This is a genomic window from Mesorhizobium sp. CA6, from assembly GCF_020165035.1.
Taxonomy (GTDB): domain Bacteria; phylum Pseudomonadota; class Alphaproteobacteria; order Rhizobiales; family Rhizobiaceae; genus Mesorhizobium.
Genome location: NZ_JAIUHI010000007.1, coordinates 257,935 through 276,118, shown reverse-complemented (window position 1 = coordinate 276,118; position 18,184 = coordinate 257,935). Strand labels below are relative to the sequence as shown.

The following is an 18,184-nucleotide window of genomic DNA, read 5'->3' as shown; positions in this document are numbered from 1 at the left end:
TCAGCCACAGGCAGCCGAGACGATCGCGGTGCAATCCGCATCCCCGGCCAGGTCGATGCGCACCGCCAGGCCATCGCGCACGGGCTTGCGCAAGGCCCTTCCGCCATCGGGCTCGATGGTCAATCGCTTGCGGTCGTCCAGGGCCTGAAGCCTTGACCGCGATAGGCCGAGCTCGCCGGCAAGCAGGCGGTCGAGCCGCAAAGGCGTCGTGCCCTCGAGCCGAAGTTCGAGCGCGAGCGTGGTCGCGCATCCCGGCTCGCCGGCCAGAAGCTCCTTTCGGATCGTGGCGCCGGGCGATTCCTCGATCCGGCCAGCCCGGTCGCGCAGCATCGCGCCGTCGAAGGCGTGGTGGCGGACAAGGTCCGGATCGTTGCTTTCGAGCGCGGCAAGCAGCGCCGGCTCGATGTCGCGGCGATTTCGCCGTTCCAGGATGGCGAAATTCCAGGAATTGTCGCAGTCGACGCAGCGATAGATCAGCCAGACGTCAATGCGCTTGCCGTTGGCATTGACGCGGAATTTCCCGCCGCATCGATAAGGCTTGAAGCCGCCGCAGCGATTGCAATTGATGAGAGGTCGAGGCGCGATTGCGGGCGCAATCGTCCAGCGTGCGCACAAGGTTCGAGACATGCCGGTAGGCCCTTCCCGTCGGGAAGTCCCCCAGGCCGGCGATGTCCGAGATGCCCTCACGGGCCACGGCGTGGCGAAGACTGCGTGTTTGAAAGTCAGGCGTCGGCGCGGATTGCACGCGACGGCGGCTCAGCAATGCCAAACCGGTCTCGAACCGCCGCCTGAAGAACACGTGAACAGATGCAGGGCCGCTAAAGCTGCGCCTGCGGTGCATTCAGAGGAGTTGGCGAGACCGGCGATTACTGAGGCAAAGTGATGCTCGAAATGGACGTCGGGATGGGTCTTCTAGCGGGACGTTGATGAAGGGGCAAGGTCTAGGGGGCCGAGGTTGGCGCTGCCCCTCATTGCCCTGCGGGGTATTTCTTCCCGTAAACGGGGAGAAAGAGGCTGGCCGCGACGCCGGCGCCCATTCTGCAACGTTCGCGACTGGCGAAATCGTCGGCGCCATGTCCCTTCGCTCCGTTTACGGGGAGAAGATGGCGGCAGCCAGATGAGGGGCGGCGCCGGCGCTGGCAGTTGTTGTCGCCTTGATGAACGGTCGCGCCTTGCCGGGGCGTGCCAAATATACTCTGATCGGCTATCGTTCTTTTCTATCTTATAGGAAGCGACCTCATGCATCTCGCCTCGCTGCTGATCTTCGCCGCCGCTTTGTTCGTTGCCGCCGGCTCACCCGGCCCGTCGATCGCAGCACTTGTGGCGCGGGTGATCTCGAAAGGATTCCGCGACGTCTTCCCGTTCCTGCTGGCGATGTGGATCGGCGAGGGCGTCTGGCTTTCGCTGGCGGTGTTCGGGCTCGCCGTCGTGGCGCAAACCTTCCACTACGCCTTCGTCGTCGTGAAATGGGTTGGCGTCGCCTACCTTGCTTATCTCGCGTTCAAGATGTGGACGGCGCCGGTCGAGGCGAAGGAGGGCGAGATGCCGCGCGAGGACTCGCCCCTGAAACTTTTCCTTGCCGGCATGGCGGTGACGCTCGGCAATCCGAAAATCATGATGTTCTATCTGGCGCTGCTGCCGACCATCATCGATCTGGCTTCGGTCAGCGTGATCGGCTGGGTCGAGCTGACGCTGACCATGGCGCTCGTGCTGATCGTCATCGATCTCGCCTGGGTGCTGGCCGCCTCCCAGGCGCGCCGGTTGCTGAAGAGCAAGCGCGCCATGAAGATCGCCAACCGTGTCAGCGCCACGACGATGGCGGGCGCTGCCGCCGCTATCGCCGCGCGATAGAGCGCCGGCCTCACATCATTTCGATGATCGGCGCGACCTCGACAGTGAAAGCCGGGTCCATCAGGATCGGGCAGTCCTTGGCTTTGGCGACGGCATCGTCGATATCCTTGGCTTCGACGATCGTGTAGCCGGCGGTCGGATTGCTGCCGCCATTGTTCTCGATCTTGCCGCCGGGCAGCACCGTCTTCGACATGCCGACCGGATTGCCGCCGTCGACCACGGCCGAGCCGAGCTTGTCGTACCAGCCGGTCCAGGCATCCATCGCCGCTTTGCGTTCGGCTTCGTCGGTCGGCATCTTGCCGGAACCATGATAGACATAGAGAAATTTCGCCATGTTCTCCTCCCTTTGTCGGCGGCGTCGAACCGGCATGCGGCCACGCCGCTTGCGATATGCAGTGATGCTGCAATCCGATATGCGGCCTTGCCGCAATCCTGATCATCGGACCAAAATGAAAAACAGGCAATCGATGTTAAGTTGAGTCTACTGTAACGAGCTCACCTTGCCATGGCGTGATATTCGGGATTGGGCCGCATGTCGACCGCGGCCGCCACCCGGTTCGACATGTTGAAGAAGGCGGCTGTCGAGGCGATGTCCCAGATGTCGCGGTCGGTGAAGCCGGCCTGGCGCAAGGCGGCGCGATCGGCCTCGACGATTTTAGCCGGCTCCTCGGTCAGCTTCACGGCGAATTCGAGCATGGCGCGCTGCCGGTCCGACAGATCGGCGGCGCGAAAATTCATCACCATCATCTCGCCGAAGGCCGGTTCGCCCGACAGCTGGCGCACTGCCGCGCCATGCGCGGTCAGGCAATAGAAGCAGTGGTTGATCGAGGAGACGACCACGGCGATCATCTCGCGCTCGAGCTTCGACAGACCGGACTCGCCCAGCATCAGGTCGTTATACATGTCGGTGAAGGCGCGCAGCTTCTTCTCGTCGAAGGCGTAGGCGAGAAGCACGTTTGGCACGAGGCCGAGCTTCTCCTCGCATTTGGCGAAATAGGCTTTTGTCGTCTCGCCGAGCTCCGCATGGACAAGGTCGAGCGCGGTTACTTTGCCGGTCATGGTTGTTCTCCTCGCGGGACGGCGGCGTCGGTTGGAATTTTTTTAAGCGCCGTCAAACCTTTGTCGCCAAACGGCGGTCATCTGGCTACCATAGTCGCAAAAGCATATAACGGGAGGGACTAAGCGTCATGGCCAGCGTGAAATCCAAGCCGAAGAGGAAAGCCGCCGCCGCGAAAGCGGAGGAGAAACCCGCAAGGCTTGCCGACTATCTGCTGGCGCGGGCGCCCGCCGAGGACATCGCGGCCTATGACGTGGCCGACCTCGAGCGCGCCGGCGAGCTCGCCGCCCAAGCAGTCGCCAGCCACAGGAAGGGCGAAAGCGTCGTTGCCGTCGAAGCCGATTCGGGCGTTGCCTGCGACGGCCGGCCGGTCACGGTCATCACCGTCGTCAACGACAACATGCCGTTCCTGTTCGATTCCATCCTCGGCGAAATCACCGAGACAAGCGGTGAGCCGACCTTGGTCACCCATCCGATCGTCACCGTCCGCCACGGCAAGACCGGTGTGGTCGAGGTGCTTGGCGACGGCGGCAAGGAGGATGACGACCGGCTGAGCGTCGTCCATGTGCATATCCCGCGGCTGACCGCCGAGCAGGCCAAGAGCCTCACCGGGCGGCTGCACAAGGTGCTTTCGCAGGTCCGGGCGGCCGTCGTCGACTGGAAGCGGATGCTCGCCCGCCTCGACCAGGCGATTTCCGAATTCCGCTATTCGGCGGTGCCGCTCGACAAGAAGAGCGTCGCCGAGGCGATCGCCTTCCTCGAATGGCTGCGCGACGACAATTTCACCTTCCTCGGCATGCGCGAGTTCAAATATACCGGCGGCGAGGAAAGCGGCTCGCTGGAGCGCGCCGACAAACCCGGCCTGGGCATCCTGTCGGATCCGGATGTGCTGGTGTTGAGGCGCGGCACCGAGGCGGTGACGACGACGCCGGAAATCCGCGCCTTCCTGCACGGGCCGGAGCCGCTGATCGTCACCAAGGCCAATGCCAAGTCGTCGGTGCATCGCCGCATCTATCTCGATTACATCGGCATCAAGACCTACACGTCGAAGGGGGCGCTCGCGGGCGAGCTGCGCATCGTCGGCCTGTTCACCTCGACCGCCTACACGCGCTCGGTGATGAAGATCCCCTATCTGCGCTCCAAGGCCGAGACCGTGATCTCGAAATCCGGCTTCGATCCGCACGATCATTCCGGCAAGGCGCTGATCAACATCCTGGAAAGCTATCCGCGCGACGAGCTGTTCCAGGTTCCCATTCCCATCCTGCGCAAGCATGCCAGCGCCATACTCGGGCTGATCGAGCGGCCGCGCGTGCGGGCGCTGGTACGCGTCGACCAGTTCGACCGCTTCGTCTCGATCATCGTCTTCGTACCGCGCGACCGCTACGACAGCGTCGTGCGCGAGAAGGTCGGCACCTATCTCAAGACGGTGTTCGAGGGCCGTCTGTCGGCCTATTACCCGGCCTTCCCGGAAGGCGGGCTGGCGCGCGTGCATTTCATCATCGGCCGTTCCGGCGGCAAGACCCCGAAGGTCGAGCAGTCGGCGATCGAGGCGGCGATTCGCGACATCGTGCGCACTTGGGAGGACGCGCTCGCCGAAGCCGCGGAAGCCGCCGGCAGCGATCCGGCGCTGAAGGCGATCGCGGCGCGTTTCCCCGAAAGCTATCGCGACAGTTTCTCGGCCGCCGTGGCGCTGGCCGACGCCGGCCGCATCGCGAAGATCGGGGCCGACAATCCGATCGCCATCGACTATTACCGCCATGCCGACCAGAAGCCGCACCAGGCGGCTTTGAAGATTTACCATTTCGGCAGCCCTGTCGCGCTGTCGCGGCGCGTGCCGGTGCTCGAAAATATCGGCTTCCGCGTCATCAGCGAGCGCACGTTCGAGGTCGCCGACACCGGCTCCGGCAAAGTCTTCATCCACGACATGGAGCTGGAGAACAGCTATGGCGCGCGTATAGACATCTCCGATGGCGGCGCGTTGTTCGAAGACGCCTTCCTGTCGGTCTGGCGCGGCGATGTCGACAATGACAGCTATAACGGCCTGGCCCAGACCGCCGGCCTGTGGTCTGGCGAGATCGCCATCCTGCGCGCCTATGGCCGCTATCTGCAGCAGGCCGGCATTCCGCAGAGCCAGGATTTCATCGCCGCCGCACTCAATCGCTATCCCGAGATCGCGCGCGGCCTGCACGCGCTGTTCGTCGCCCGGCTCGGCCCGGCGGCCGAAGGCGAAGGCGCGGTTGCGGCCAAGCACCTCAAGGCCAAGATCAAGGACGCGCTGGAGGAGGTGCCCAACATTGACGACGACACCATCATCCGCCGCTATCTCAACCTCATTGAAGCCTCGCTGCGCACCAATCATTTCGTAACCGATACGAAACAGAAAGGGCAGTCGCTGGCGATCAAGCTCGATTCGCAGGCGGTCGAGGGACTGCCGGCGCCGCGGCCATGGCGCGAGATCTTCGTCTACGGATCCGAGGTGGAAGGCGTGCATCTGCGCTTCGGCCCGGTGGCGCGCGGCGGCCTGCGCTGGTCGGACCGCGCCCAGGATTACCGCACCGAGGTGCTGGGTTTGGTCAAGGCGCAGCAGGTCAAGAACGCCGTCATCGTGCCGGTCGGCGCCAAGGGCGGCTTCTATCCCAAGAAGCTGCCGATGAGCGCCGGGCGCGATGCCATCTTCGAAGCAGGCACCTCGGCCTACAAGAACTTCGTCTCCAGCCTGCTCTCGATCACCGACAATATCGGCGTCGACGGCGTCATCCCGCCGGCCGGCGTGGTACGGCGCGACCAGGACGATCCGTATTTCGTCGTCGCCGCCGACAAGGGCACGGCGACCTTCTCAGACACCGCGAATGCCATTTCCGAAAAACACCATTTCTGGCTGGACGACGCCTTCGCCAGCGGCGGCTCGGCCGGCTACGACCACAAGAAGATGGGCATCACCGCCAAGGGCGCCTGGGAAGCGGTAAAGCGGCATTTCCGCGAGATGAACCGCGACATCCAGACCTCGCCCTTCACTGTGGTCGGCGTCGGCGACATGTCGGGCGACGTGTTCGGCAACGGCATGCTGTTGTCGCCGGCCACCAAGCTGATCGCCGCCTTCGACCATCGCGACATCTTCATCGATCCCGATCCGGACATGGCCGCCTCGATGGCCGAGCGGCAGCGCATGTTCGCGCTGCCGCGCTCGTCCTGGCAGGACTACGACAAGTCGAAGCTGTCGGAAGGCGGCGTCATCGTCTCGCGCAACCAGAAATCGATCACGCTGCCGGAGGCCGCGGCCGCCGCGATCGGCCTCGCCAAGACCACGGCTACGCCGGTCGAGATCATGAACGCCATCCTCAAGGCGCCGGTCGACCTTTTGTGGTTCGGCGGCATCGGTACCTATGTGCGGGCTTCGGGCGAAAGCAACGCCGATGTCGGCGACCGCGCCAACGACGCCGTTCGGGTCACGGCGCTCGACGTCCGGGCCAAAGTCATCGGCGAGGGCGCCAATCTCGGCGTCACGCAACGGGCGCGCATCGAGTTCGGCATGAATGGCGGCCGCTGCAACTCGGACGCCATCGACAATTCGGGCGGCGTCAACTGTTCCGACGTCGAGGTGAACATTAAGATCGCGCTGGCGTCGGCGATGCGCAAAGGCTCGCTGGCGAGGCCGGCGCGCAACAAGCTGCTCGCCGAGATGACCGACGAAGTGGGCGCGCTGGTGCTCGCCAACAACTATCAGCAGACGCTGGCGCTTTCGTTGGCGCGCAGGCGCGGGCTCGCCGACATCGCGCACCAGGCGCGCTTCATGTCGGCGCTCGAAGCGCGCGGCCTGCTCGACCGGGCGGTCGAGACGCTGCCGTCGCCGGCGGCGCTTGCCGAACGCGAGGCGCGCGGCGAGCCGCTGACCAGGGCCGAGCTCGGCGTGCTGCTCGCCTATGCCAAGATCGTGCTGTTTTCCGACATCGTCGCCAGCGACGTGCCGGACGATCAGCATTTCGACCGTGACCTGATGGGCTATTTTCCGGAGCGCATGACCAAGAAATTCGCCGGCGAGATCCGCGACCACAGGCTGCGGCGCGAGATCATCGCGCGGGTCGTCGCCAACGACCTGGTCAATCGCGGCGGCCCGTCCTTCGTCAACCGGCTGCAGGAATCGACCGGCCGCACGGCGGCCGATGTCGTGCGCACCTTCGCCGTGGTCCGCGACGGCTTCGCGCTGCCCGCGCTCTATAAGGAGATCGACGCGCTCGACAACCAGATCGACGGCCAGATCCAGCTCGATCTCTATCAGGCGGTTAGCCGGCTAATCTTCATGACCAGCGGCTGGTATCTGAAGACCGAAGCGAGCTCCGCGCCGCTCGGGCAGCGCATCGCCGAATTGCAGGAAGCCCGCAAGGCGCTTGAACCGAAGCTTCTCTCGCTGCTGCCCGCATTCTCGCGCGAGCGCATCGAGGATCGGCGGCACGGCCTGTTCAAGGGCGGCGCACCGGAAAAGCTCGCCGGGCAGCTCGCTCTGACCGAGGTGGCCGAACTGATCCCGGATATCGCGCTCACCGCACGCACCGCCAATGCCGATATCGTCAGCGCGGCCAAGGCGTTCTTCGCCGTCAGCGATGCCTTCCGCATCCCGCGCGTCGAGGAAGCCGCGCGTTCGATCATGCCGGCGGATTATTATGACCAGCTGGCGCTGTCGCGCGCGACCGACACGATCGGCGTGGCGCGTCGCGGCATCACGGTGGCGGCGCTCACCGGTTACGGTACGGCGGCGGATCCGGTCGCGGCCTGGCTGGAGGCCGGCGGCGAGCGCGTCGCGCGCATCCGCGAACGGCTGCAGGCGTTGACCGAAGGCGGCGACATCACCGTGTCGCGGCTGTCGGTGGCGTCCGGCCTGATGAGCGACCTGACGGGGATGTGAAGTTCCTCGCCCCACGAAGTGGGGAGAGGTGCCGAGCGCAGCGAGGCCGAGAGGGGCCTTCGCAGGGCGGAGATCTTCTTTGAATGATCAACCTGCCGGAGGTCGCCGCATTCCCCTCTCCGTCTCGGCTTCGCCGAGCCACCTCTCCCCACTTCGCTACGGCATGCACACATTTCCAAGCGGCTGGTCTTTGGCGATAGCGTGCATGGCAGCTTGGCGCATGCATTATCTTATGCAGCGCTGGTCGACCCCCACTCCGTCTCGGCTTCGCCGAGCCACCTCTCCCCCGATCGACGGGGTAGAGGAAGGCGCCAAGCTTTTTGCCGTCAACGCTCGTCCGGCAAGGCTCCCTTCCTTTCCCTCCGGAGGGGGAAAGGTGGCGCTGCGAAGCAGCGACGGATTGGGGGAACCACCGGGCAATCAAGCCTCGGCCTGATCAGTCGCGCCAGTCACAGAAGATGTGTGCATAGCATAGCCCACTTCGTGGGGCGAAGAATTGTCGCCATGCTTGTCCGTTTGCATCGGTGCCTGAAAACATGCAGACATGGCGCCCGGCGCGGGCGATGCCAGGGGAATCAGCATGGCGGCAGTAGAGACAGTGCAGCGGGCATCGGGGCGCGGCATCTGGGGCTGGATGTTCTTCGACTGGGCGGCGCAGCCTTTCTTCACCGTCGTCACCACCTTCATCTTCGGGCCCTATTTCGTCTCGCGCATGGCGAGCGACCCGACCGCCGGGCAGGCCGCCTGGGGCTACGGCATTGCCGCCGCCGGCCTGATCATCGCGGTGCTATCGCCAGTGCTCGGCTCGATCGCCGACCAGACCGGGCCGCGCAAGCCCTGGATCGCCTTTTTCGCGGCGATCAAGATCGTCAGCCTTACGTTGCTGTGGTTCGCTGCACCGGGCTCGAACCTGTTCCTGGTTGTGCTGTTGTTCTCGCTGGCCTCGGTGGCAGCCGAATTCTCGACCGTGTTCAACGATTCCATGATGCCGCGGCTGGTGCCGAAGGAAGAGATCGGCCGGATTTCCAACGTCGCCTGGGGGCTCGGCTATCTCGGCGGCATGGTGGCGCTGATCTTCGTGGTGCTGTTTCTGGCCGGCAATCTCGAAACGGGCAAGACGATCATCGGCCTCGACCCGCTGTTCGGGCTCGATCCGAAGCTCGGCGAAGACGCGCGCTTCACCGGGCCGATGTCGGCCGGCTGGTATTTCCTGTTCATCCTGCCGATGTTCTTCTTCACGCCCGACGCAATCAAAGGAATCCCGATCGGGCCGGCGGTGCGCGAGGGCCTGTCTGAATTGAAGTCGACGCTTGCCGAAGTGCGCCGGCGCAGCGGCATCCTGCGCTTCCTCCTGGCCCGCATGGTCTATCAGGACGGTGTCAATGCGCTGCTCGCGCTCGGCGGCACGTTCGCGGCCGGCATGTTCCATTGGTCGATCACCGAGATCGGCATGTTCGGCATCATCCTCAACGTCGTCGCCATCTTCGGCTGCTGGATCGCGGCGCGGCTCGATACAGCGCTGGGCTCGAAGCATGTGGTGATGATCGCGCTGGTGATGCTATCGGTCGCCACCATCGGCGTCGTCTCGACAGGGCCTGGCTTCACGCTGCTCGGCCTTGTCCCGCTGCCGACCGCCGATTCCGGCGGCCTGTTCGGCACAGCGGCCGAGAAAGCCTATATCCTCTACGGCCTGCTGATTGGGCTCGCCTTCGGGCCGGTGCAAGCGTCATCGCGATCCTACATGGCGCGTAGCGTGACCGCCGCCGAGTCCGGCCGCTATTTCGGCATCTATGCGCTGGCCGGCCGGGCGACGAGCTTCCTGGCGCCGTTCATGGTGGCGAGCATCACCACCATCAGCAATTCGCCGCGGCTCGGCATGGCGGCGATCATCCTGTTCCTCGGCATCGGCATGGCGATCCTGGCGGGGACGCCGTATCCGGCGGATAAGCCGAAGAGGTAACGCGACTTTTCCTTCTCCCCTTGTGGGAGAAGGTGGATCGGCGCGGAGCGCCGAGACGGATGAGGGGTGCTCCAGCTTGGCGAACATGCCCGTCGAAAGCTGCAATCGCCCACGCCTCATTCCCTGGAGCACCCCTCATCCGTCGCCTTCGGCGACACCTTCTCCCACAAGGGGAGAAGGAAGAAGCGCTAATGCCTGAAATGCCTTACGCCGGTGAACACCATGGCGATGCCGTGCGCGTCGGCGGCGGCGATGACGTCCTCGTCGCGCATCGAGCCGCCGGGCTGGATGACCGCCGTGGCGCCGGCCTCGATAGCCGACAGCAGGCCGTCGGCGAAGGGGAAGAAGGCGTCCGAGGCGACGACCGAGCCTTTGGTCAGCGGCTCGGCGAGGCCCGCCGCTTCGGCAGCGTCGAGCGCCTTGCGGGCGGCGATGCGCGAGGAATCGACGCGGCTCATCTGGCCGGCGCCGATGCCGACGGTCGCGCCGTCCCTGGCATAGACGATGGCGTTGGACTTGACATGCTTGGCGATGCGGAAGGCGAATTTGAGGTCGGCCATCTCAGCCGGCGTCGGCGCGCGCTTCGTCACCACCTTGAGCTCGAGATCGTCGACGACCGCATTGTCGCGGCTTTGCACAAGCAGTCCGCCGGCGACGGATTTCACCGTCGTGCCGGCGGCGCGGGGATCGGGCAGGCCGCCGGTGACCAGCAGGCGCAAATTCTTCTTCGCCGCGACGATGGCGGCGGCCTCGTCGGTGGCGTCGGGCGCGATGATGACCTCGGTGAAGGTCTTGACGATCTCTTCCGCCGCCTCGGCGTCGAGGATGCGGTTCATGGCGACGATGCCGCCGAAGGCCGAGACCGGATCGCAGGCCAGCGCCTTGGCGTAGGCCGCCTTCAGCGATGAGCCTTCGGCAACGCCGCAGGGGTTGGCATGCTTGATGATAGCGACCGCCGCCGAGCGCGCCGGATCGAACTCGCCGGCCAACTCGAAAGCGGCGTCGGTGTCGTTGATGTTGTTGTAGGAGAGCTGCTTGCCTTGCAACTGCTTTGCCGTTGCCACGCCCGGCCGCTTGTCTCCCGACAGGTAGAAGCCTGCGCCCTGATGCGGGTTCTCGCCATAGCGCATCACCTGGTCGAGCCGGCCGCCGAACGCGCGCCATGTCGGGTGCTCGATCTCCAGCGCCTCGGCGAACCATCCGGAGATCGCAGCGTCATAGGTGGCGGTGCGCGCAAAGGCCTTGGCCGCCAGCATCTTGCGGAAATCGAGCGACAGCGAGCCCAGATTCACCTCCAGCGCGTTGACGACGGAAGCATAGTCGGCCGGGTCGGTAACGATGGCGACGTAGGCGTGGTTCTTGGCCGAGGCGCGGATCATCGCCGGCCCGCCGATGTCGATGTTCTCGACGATCGAGGCATAGCCGGCGCCGGAGCGGCGGACGTCCTCGAACGGATAGAGATTGCAGACGACGAGGTCGATCGGCTCGATGTTGTGGTCGTGCATGGCCTTGGCATGCTCGGCGTCGTCGCGGATGCCGAGCAGCGCGCCATGCACCGACGGATGCAAGGTCTTCACCCGCCCATCCATGATCTCGGGAAAGCCGGTGAGCTCGGAAACGTCGCGGACCGTCAGGCCCGCCCCGGCGAGGGCCTTTGCCGTGCCGCCGGTCGAAACCAGCTCGACGCCGGCGGCGGCGAGCGCCTTGGCGAAATCGACCAAGCCTGTCTTGTCGAAGACGGAAAGCAGCGCGCGGCGCACCGGAACGAGGTCGGGCGCCGGAATGTTTTTTGTGGGCACGGCCATGGTGGGCGGCCTTTCAGAGCTGTTGGCAGGGACGTTGGCCGGCCCTAGCATATGAGCCCCGGAAATCAAGTGAGTCCGGGATCAGGCGCGCAGCCGTTTGCCAGCCAGCCTCAGTTGTTTTCGGAATAGCCGGAAATAACTGTGCGGGTCAGCTGCCAGTGGACCTCGGCAATTTCCGAGGCCTTGAAGGCGAGCACGATCTGCCGGCTGCGGCGCGGCCCGCTCAGGCCGGCAAAGTAGATCGATTCCTCGACCTCCGGCACCACTTCGGCGCAGGTGAAGACCCAGCTGTCGCCCTGCGCGCCGGCGAGCGTCAGGCGGTCGTGGTCGTCCTGCAGCAGGCTGATGTCTGGGTGGACGTGGAAGCGCACCGTGACGAAGTCGCGGCCGTTGTTGCGGATCGCGGCATTGCCCGGGCGCAGGAACCGATCGCGGCCGGCAAGCACGTTGCCGTTGCTGGTCAGCTTCAACTCGCGCTCATGCAGGAAGCCGAACTGCTGGACATAGCCGTCATGGCGGGCGACGAAGCCTTGCATGCCCTTCTGGTCGAGGCGCCTGCAGGGCACATGCTGCGGGCCGCCGATCAGCGGCGATCCCAAAAGGTCGCTGACGCGCAGCGAGTGGCTGAAGCGCGCCGACGAGGTGTCGTTGAGCGTCGCGGTCGAGTGCGCGGCGGTGGCGCGGGCCAGCGGCCGGAATTCCGGGGCGCCGTAAGTGTCGATGCCGGCATTGACGATGAAGTGCTGGCGCCCGGAGGAGAGCTCGAAGGCGAGGCAGCCGGCATGTGCTGCGTTGGAGACGTCGAGCGGCGGCGGCAGGCCGGTGTCGGCGATGACCGTCACGCCGCCCATCGACAGGCGCTCGTAGCCGGAGTGCGGCGCGTGCAGCAGCGGCGCGCCCACCGTGTCGTCATGGCGCATGATGGTGGCGATGCGGTCGTGGATGGTGGCGCCCATGCCGTTGAAGCGGGCAAGGCTGCCGTCCTGATGGCGAAAGAAACGCAGCGCCGGCAACATCCGGTCGATGGCGCCGATCAAGGCCGACGGCGGCGCCTCGGCCTGGTTGGCATAGGTCTGGCGCAACGGCAGAAGATCGGCCAGCAGCTCGAGCACCGCCATCGGCTTGCGCGAGATATGGCCGCCATCGGGCAGGATCTGATGCTCGAGCTCCTCGGCCAGGTTGCGTGTCGCGGCACGCAGCGCCGAGGCCGGCGCCGGCAGGGACAGCGCGGCGAAGGCGAGCGCGATGCGGGCGCGCAACCTGGCCTCGCCATCGGGCATCTCGCGCACCATCGAGCGGAGATAGCGGATCTGCACGGCGAGCGATTTCAGGAAGGCGCGATAGAAAGGGAATTCGGCGCCCTGCAGCACCACCGAGGAGTGCTGCAGCCAGGCGATCACCCGCTTGGCCGTCGTTCCCGGCTCCCAGGCGATGCCGGAGATCTGGTTGCCATGCATGGCGATCCAGTCGGTCACCAGGGCTCTCGCGTTGGCGGCGGCGAGCTCGGTGCCGGTGGCGCGCATGTGGCGCAGCCAGCGGAAGCCATGCAACGATTTCTGCCAGCCGCGATTGGGCACGTCGAGCTGAAAAGGCGACTTGCCGCCGGTCTCGACCAAGTGGCCCGACAGAGGATAGCGGCCGTAATAGATCTCCAGCGCGATCTGCGGATCGGCAAGCCGCAGATCCGGCGGCGCGATCAGGACGCGCTCGGGCGTGCGGCCGGAATAGCGCCAGCGATAGACCGGCCCGGCGCGGAGGCGCCGGCGCGTTTTGCGCCAGAACTCCCTCGCGACAAGCGTCCAAAGACGCGTCGTGCTGCCGGCAACAAGTGCCAATAGCCCTCCTGATGTCCCCATAACCCAAGCACAAGCTTATGCGATTCAAGAACTTATGCGAAGGCGGATTTCGCCGAAGTGAACCGCTTCACGCCGCCTTGCCCGTGCCGTCGCTAAAAAAGTCAGCAAATTTTATGAGATAACGTCTCAATCGGCCCGTCTCATCCGCGCGGCAAAGAAGCCGTCCAGGCCTGAAATCCCGGGCGTTTCCAGCGCGAGGTCGGCCGGCGTGGTGCGCAACATACCCTCCGGGGTCAGAAACGGATCGACGCCGGCAAATTCGCCAGGCCGGATCGGATCGGCGACGACGCCGGGGCTCCCGGCGAGGAAATCGCGATAAAGCTCCTCGCCTTCGATCGGGTCGAGCGAGCAGTTGGAGAACACGATCCGTCCGCCGGGCCTGACGAGGGTAACGGCATGGGCAAGCAGCCGACGCTGGAGGTCGGCGAGCTTTTCGACGTCGGCCATGGTCTTCGTCCATGGCACGTCGGGGTGGCGGCGCACCGTGCCGGTCGAGGAGCAGGGCGCATCGAGCAGCACGGCGTCGAACAATTGTGCCGGCCGGTAATCCAGGAGGTCGGTCTGGACGAGCTCGGCGGTCAGGCCAAGGCGCTCGAGATTCTGACTGAGCCGCGCCAGCCGGTTCTTCGAGGTGTCGATCGCGGTCACCTCTGCGCCGGCCAGGATAAGCTGCGCCGTCTTGCCGCCGGGCGCGGCGCACAGGTCGGCGACGCGCTGGCCTCTGATGTCGCCGAACAGGCGTGCCGGCAGGCTTGCGGCCGCATCCTGCACCCACCAGGCGCCGTCGGCGAAACCGGGGAGGTCGATGACATTGGCGGCGAGCTTCTCGACGCGTACGGTTCCGGTCGGCAGCACGATGCCGCCCAAACGCTCGGCCCAGAGCGCCGGATCGGCCTTGACGGTGAAGTCTACGGGCGCCTCGTGGCGATGGGCGGCAAGGATGGCGCGCGCCTTGTCGGCTCCGTAAGCGGCGGTCAGCCGTTCGGAGAACCATTGCGGCGCCTCGCTGGTGGCGGCAAGCGCCGGGCCAAGCTCAGCCTCCTTGGCGCGCGCCAGCGAACGCAGCACGCCGTTGACGAGCCCGGAGAAACGCAGCGTTCGCGGATCGGATTTGGCATGGGTGACGGCAAGGTCGACGGCGGCGCTGTCGGGAACATCCAGAAACAGGATCTGCGCGGCGGCGACATTGAGGATATGCGAGAGCGCCGTGGCATTGGCCGGCAGCGGCTTTTCCAGGCGCTTGGACAGCAGCCCGGCAATGGTCATGCGGTGGCGCAGCGCCGTGACCAGGATGGCGCGCACCAGCGCCCGGTCGCGGCCGTCCAGCGCCTTGTATTGCGGATGGCCATGCTCGTTGTCGGTCAACCCATCGAGCGGCGAGCCGGCATCGATGACGGCGGCAAGCAGCCGCGCCGCCGCCTTGCGTGCGGCAAGGCCGGCGACGTTCTCGTCACCAGCCCTGTGTTGCGGATTGCCTGACTGTCCGCGCCTCGGCGGCGTCACGACCAGGGACCCTTCGACCGGACATTGCGCGGTCCGGTCGGGTTGCGGCCCCAGGGATTGGGCTTTGGCGGCGCCGGCTCAGCCTCCGCTGGCGGCGGGTCCGCCGGCTTGCCCCATGGCCCCGCCGACGGCTCCTCGGGCTGAATGGGTGGCGGAGAAGCCCGGCGCCGGGCGGCCGGCGATGCGCCACCCATCGCGCGCGCCATCTCCTGCAGCGCGGCTATGCGGTTCTCGGTGCTCGGGTGGGTCGAGAACAGATTGTCCATGCGCTCGCCATGCAGAGGATTGATGATGAAAAGATGCGCCATCGCCGGATTGCGCTCGGCATCCTCATTGGGGATCCGTTCGGCGCCGCGAGCGATCTTGTTGAGCGCCGAAGCCAGCCACAACGGGTTGCCGCAGATCTCGGCGCCGCGCCGGTCGGCTTCGTATTCGCGGGTGCGGCTCACCGCCATCTGCACGATCATCGCGGCGAGTGGCGCAACGATCATCGCTACAAGCACGCCGACAAAGCCGAACGGATTGTTGTTCTCGCGGCTGCCGCCGAAGAAGAAGGCGAAATTGCCGAGCATCGAGATGGCGCCGGCGAGCGTCGCCACGATCGTCATGGTCAGCGTATCGCGATGCTGCACATGGGCAAGCTCATGCGCCATCACCGCCGCGACCTCTTCATGGGAGAGCCGCTCGAGCAGGCCGGTGGACGCCGCAACGGCAGCATTTTCCGGATTGCGGCCGGTGGCGAAGGCGTTGGGCTGCGGGTTGTCGATCAGATATGTCTTCGGCATCGGCAGGCCGGCCTGCTTGGCCAGCGCCTGCACGATCGCGTAATATTCGGGCGCGTTCTTCGCGTCGACCTCGACGGCGCGGTTCATCGACAGCACCATCTTGTCGGCGTTCCAATAGCTGAACAAATTGGTGCCGGCGGCGATCAGAAGCGCGATGACCATGCCGCCCGAGCCGCCGATCAGATAACCGACGCCCATGAACAGCGCCGTCATCGCGGCAAGAAGCATGGCGGTGCGAAGCGTGTTCATCGTTCCATCCGTCTGGTCTGATGGCGGAGGGGGTGGCGAATAGGGGTCGATCCTTCTGTCGTCATGGCTATATGATGGGAGGCGCCGGTCTTCGTTTCAATCGGCGGGAGTATCGCATGACTGAAGAACCCAGCAAAACCGAAGCAGTTGCAACGACCAAAGAGCCGCAAAAAACGCTCACCCCAGCGGCGCAGCGCGCGTTGACCGAAGCCGAAGCGCGTCGCCGGAACTACCGAGCGGCCGAAGCGCAATTGCCGAAGGAAATCGGCGGTCGCGGCGGCAAGGAGCCCGGCCGCTACGGCGACTGGGAGGTGAAGGGGCTCGCCACCGACTTCTAAGCAACCGCACGCTCGGGCGCGAGCGCGATCCAGCCACTGACGTCCGTAGCGATGCCGATTTCGTCATAGGAACGGATTGTCGGGTGCGGCGTGACCAGCGGGTGGACATGCGTGGCGCTGATCACCACCACCGACGCGCCGGAGGCCTCGCCTGCCGCGATGCCCGCTGGCGCATCCTCGAAGACCAGGCAGTCGCGCGCCTCGACGCCGAGACGGCTTGCCGCCAGCAGGAAGCAGTCCGGCGCCGGCTTGCCATGAGTGACATCTTCCGCCGTGACCATCATGGCGGGAACCGGAATACCGGCCGCCTCGATGCGCAGCAGCGCCAGCTCGCGCGGCGCCGAAGTGACGATCGCCCAGCGCTCCGGCGGCAGCGATTGCAGAAACGCGATGGCGCCAGGAATCGGGACGATGCCTTCGAGGTCCTCCGCCTCGGCCTTGAGCAGGGCATCGGCTTCGGCGACGGCGTCGACGCCCGGCAGCTTCAGTCCCGCGATCGTCTCGATCGCGCGCTTGCCATGGATCGTGGGCAGGAAGCTCGTCACGTCGAGGCCGTGACGCTCCGCCCATTTTGCCCACACCCGTTCTGCCGCGGCGATCGAGTTGAGCACCGTGCCGTCCATGTCGAACAGGAAGGCAGCGAATTTTGAGCCTGCAAACATCGAATGTCCTGGAGAATCGTTTTCGGGAGGGGCGAAACGCAAAGCCCAGTTTAGACCGGCCGGCACCGCCTGAGAAGGCGAAAGGCCCGCCATTTCATCCCGGCACGGGAACAAGCTTCGGCTCGCGGCGTTGAACGGGCAGTCTTTCCAAGATCATCAAGGGGGCATGCGATGCTGATCCGGCTCGGCTATGAAATCGCCATCGAATGCGCGGCCGTGACGCCGATCATCTCGCTTCTCGACATCCATCCGGACCGCCATGCCGACATCAAGCGGCAGACACGGCTTCTGACCTCGCCGTCGGTGCCGACCCGAACCTATTGCGACCGCCACGGCAATATCTGCCGTCGTTTCACGGCGCCGGCAGGCAACTTCCGCATCCTCTATGACGCAGCGGTCGAGGACAGCGGCGAGACCGACGAGGTGAACACGCTGGCGCACGAAACGCCGGTCGCGGAACTGCCGGACGATGTGCTGGTCTATCTGCTCGGCAGCCGCTATTGCGAGACCGATCACCTCAGCGACACCGCCTGGCAGCTTTTCGGCCAGCTGCCGCCCGGCTGGGCACGCGTCCAGGCGATCGTCGATTACGTCAACAGCCGGCTTTCCTTCGGCTACGGCTATGCGCGCGCCACGCGCACGGCGGCCCAGGCGCATGAGGAGCGTGTCGGGGTGTGCCGCGATTTCGCGCATCTGGCGATCGCGCTTTGCCGATGCATGAACATTCCGGCGCGCTATGTGAACGGCTATCTCGGCGATATCGGCGTGCCGGCCGACCCGGCGCCGATGGATTTCTCGGCCTGGATGGAAGTCTACCTCGACGGCAAATGGTACACGTTCGATCCGCGCCACAACCGGCCCCGCATCGGCCGCGTCGTCATCGCGCGCGGGCGCGACGCCACCGACGTGCCGCTGCTGCACAGTTTCGGCCCGCACCGGCTCACCCTGTTCAAGGTCTGGACCTACGAGCAGGAAGGCAACCGCTTCAATCCCCCGCATCATGGCGTCGATCGGACGGCCAGCGCGCAGATGCTGGGGTAGGTTCTGTCGATATTCAGGTGAGGCCGGCCTGCGAAGGACGGCCTCCTGCGTTTCCGGTGCTCACGTACAAGTACGCTCCGCTCCGGTTCTCGGAAGCCGTCCTTCTCGACTCGGCCTGACCCGAATCTCAACAGACCCTGCGCTGCGCCATGTTTCACCGGAGCCGCTGACCCGCTT

13 protein-coding genes are annotated in these 18,184 nt (G+C 65.6%); 5 read left to right on the top strand and 8 right to left on the bottom strand.

All coding sequences use genetic code 11. From position 1 onward, the window contains the following. The gene (locus tag LB526_RS13375; RefSeq protein ID WP_224627972.1) at positions 1-627 is read right to left on the bottom strand and encodes a DUF1062 domain-containing protein; all 627 of its coding nucleotides are present in this window, start codon (positions 625-627) and stop codon (positions 1-3) included. A gap of 612 nt (positions 628-1,239) precedes the next feature. Here LB526_RS13375 and LB526_RS13370 point away from each other — a divergent pair. Beyond that, positions 1,240-1,851 (top strand): LysE family translocator, encoded by a 612-nt coding sequence (locus LB526_RS13370; protein WP_224547305.1) that lies wholly within the window; start codon positions 1,240-1,242, stop codon positions 1,849-1,851. Positions 1,852-1,861: 10 nt separating this feature from the next. Here LB526_RS13370 and LB526_RS13365 read toward each other — a convergent pair whose 3' ends face one another. Together LB526_RS13365 and LB526_RS13360 are read right to left on the bottom strand one after the other, a co-directional pair. Further along, the gene (locus LB526_RS13365; RefSeq protein ID WP_224627971.1) at positions 1,862-2,185 is read right to left on the bottom strand and encodes a hypothetical protein; all 324 of its coding nucleotides are present in this window, start codon (positions 2,183-2,185) and stop codon (positions 1,862-1,864) included. 161 nt (positions 2,186-2,346) lie between these two features. Beyond that, positions 2,347-2,910 carry a peroxidase-related enzyme gene (locus LB526_RS13360; RefSeq protein WP_224627970.1) on the bottom strand — a complete coding sequence of 188 codons (564 nt, stop codon included), beginning with the start codon at positions 2,908-2,910 and terminating at the stop codon, positions 2,347-2,349. Between the two features lie 128 nt (positions 2,911-3,038). Between LB526_RS13360 and LB526_RS13355 the strand changes: the two genes are divergently transcribed. Continuing rightward, a complete protein-coding gene (locus LB526_RS13355) occupies positions 3,039-7,808 on the top strand; it encodes an NAD-glutamate dehydrogenase (RefSeq protein ID WP_224627969.1) in 4,770 nt (1,589 codons plus the stop codon). Between the two features lie 580 nt (positions 7,809-8,388). Further along, entirely contained in the window at positions 8,389-9,768 is a 1,380-nt protein-coding gene (locus tag LB526_RS13350; RefSeq protein ID WP_224627968.1) for an MFS transporter, read from the top strand. A gap of 188 nt (positions 9,769-9,956) precedes the next feature. On the opposite strand, the gene purH is transcribed toward LB526_RS13350, so the two are convergent. The 4 genes from purH to htpX form a co-directional block, all read right to left on the bottom strand. Then, positions 9,957-11,573: a bifunctional phosphoribosylaminoimidazolecarboxamide formyltransferase/IMP cyclohydrolase gene (gene purH, locus LB526_RS13345; protein ID WP_224627967.1), complete on the bottom strand. Its 1,617-nt coding sequence runs from the start codon at positions 11,571-11,573 to the stop codon at positions 9,957-9,959. A 110-nt stretch (positions 11,574-11,683) separates the two neighbouring features. Next, entirely contained in the window at positions 11,684-13,429 is a 1,746-nt protein-coding gene (locus LB526_RS13340; protein WP_411967530.1) for a heparinase II/III family protein, read from the bottom strand. Positions 13,430-13,555: 126 nt separating this feature from the next. Beyond that, positions 13,556-14,932: an RsmB/NOP family class I SAM-dependent RNA methyltransferase gene (locus LB526_RS13335; RefSeq protein ID WP_411967528.1), complete on the bottom strand. Its 1,377-nt coding sequence runs from the start codon at positions 14,930-14,932 to the stop codon at positions 13,556-13,558. Then, the gene (gene htpX, locus LB526_RS13330) at positions 14,929-15,966 is read right to left on the bottom strand and encodes a zinc metalloprotease HtpX (protein WP_224547317.1); all 1,038 of its coding nucleotides are present in this window, start codon (positions 15,964-15,966) and stop codon (positions 14,929-14,931) included. Before htpX ends, LB526_RS13335 begins: the two co-directional genes overlap by 4 nt. Before the next feature lie 116 nt (positions 15,967-16,082). On the opposite strand from htpX, the gene LB526_RS13325 reads away from it, so the two are divergent. Next, entirely contained in the window at positions 16,083-16,304 is a 222-nt protein-coding gene (locus LB526_RS13325; RefSeq protein ID WP_140841867.1) for a DUF1674 domain-containing protein, read from the top strand. Here LB526_RS13325 and LB526_RS13320 read toward each other — a convergent pair. Then, positions 16,301-16,966, bottom strand: coding sequence for an HAD-IA family hydrolase (locus LB526_RS13320; protein WP_224547319.1), 666 nt, complete (start codon positions 16,964-16,966; stop codon positions 16,301-16,303). The two genes, LB526_RS13325 and LB526_RS13320, sit on opposite strands and share 4 nt — an antisense overlap. A 171-nt stretch (positions 16,967-17,137) precedes the next feature. On the opposite strand from LB526_RS13320, the gene LB526_RS13315 reads away from it, so the two are divergent. Continuing rightward, complete coding sequence (locus tag LB526_RS13315) at positions 17,138-18,007, top strand: transglutaminase-like domain-containing protein (protein WP_224627965.1); 870 nt, start codon at positions 17,138-17,140, stop codon at positions 18,005-18,007. Positions 18,008-18,184: the final 177 nt, after the last annotated feature.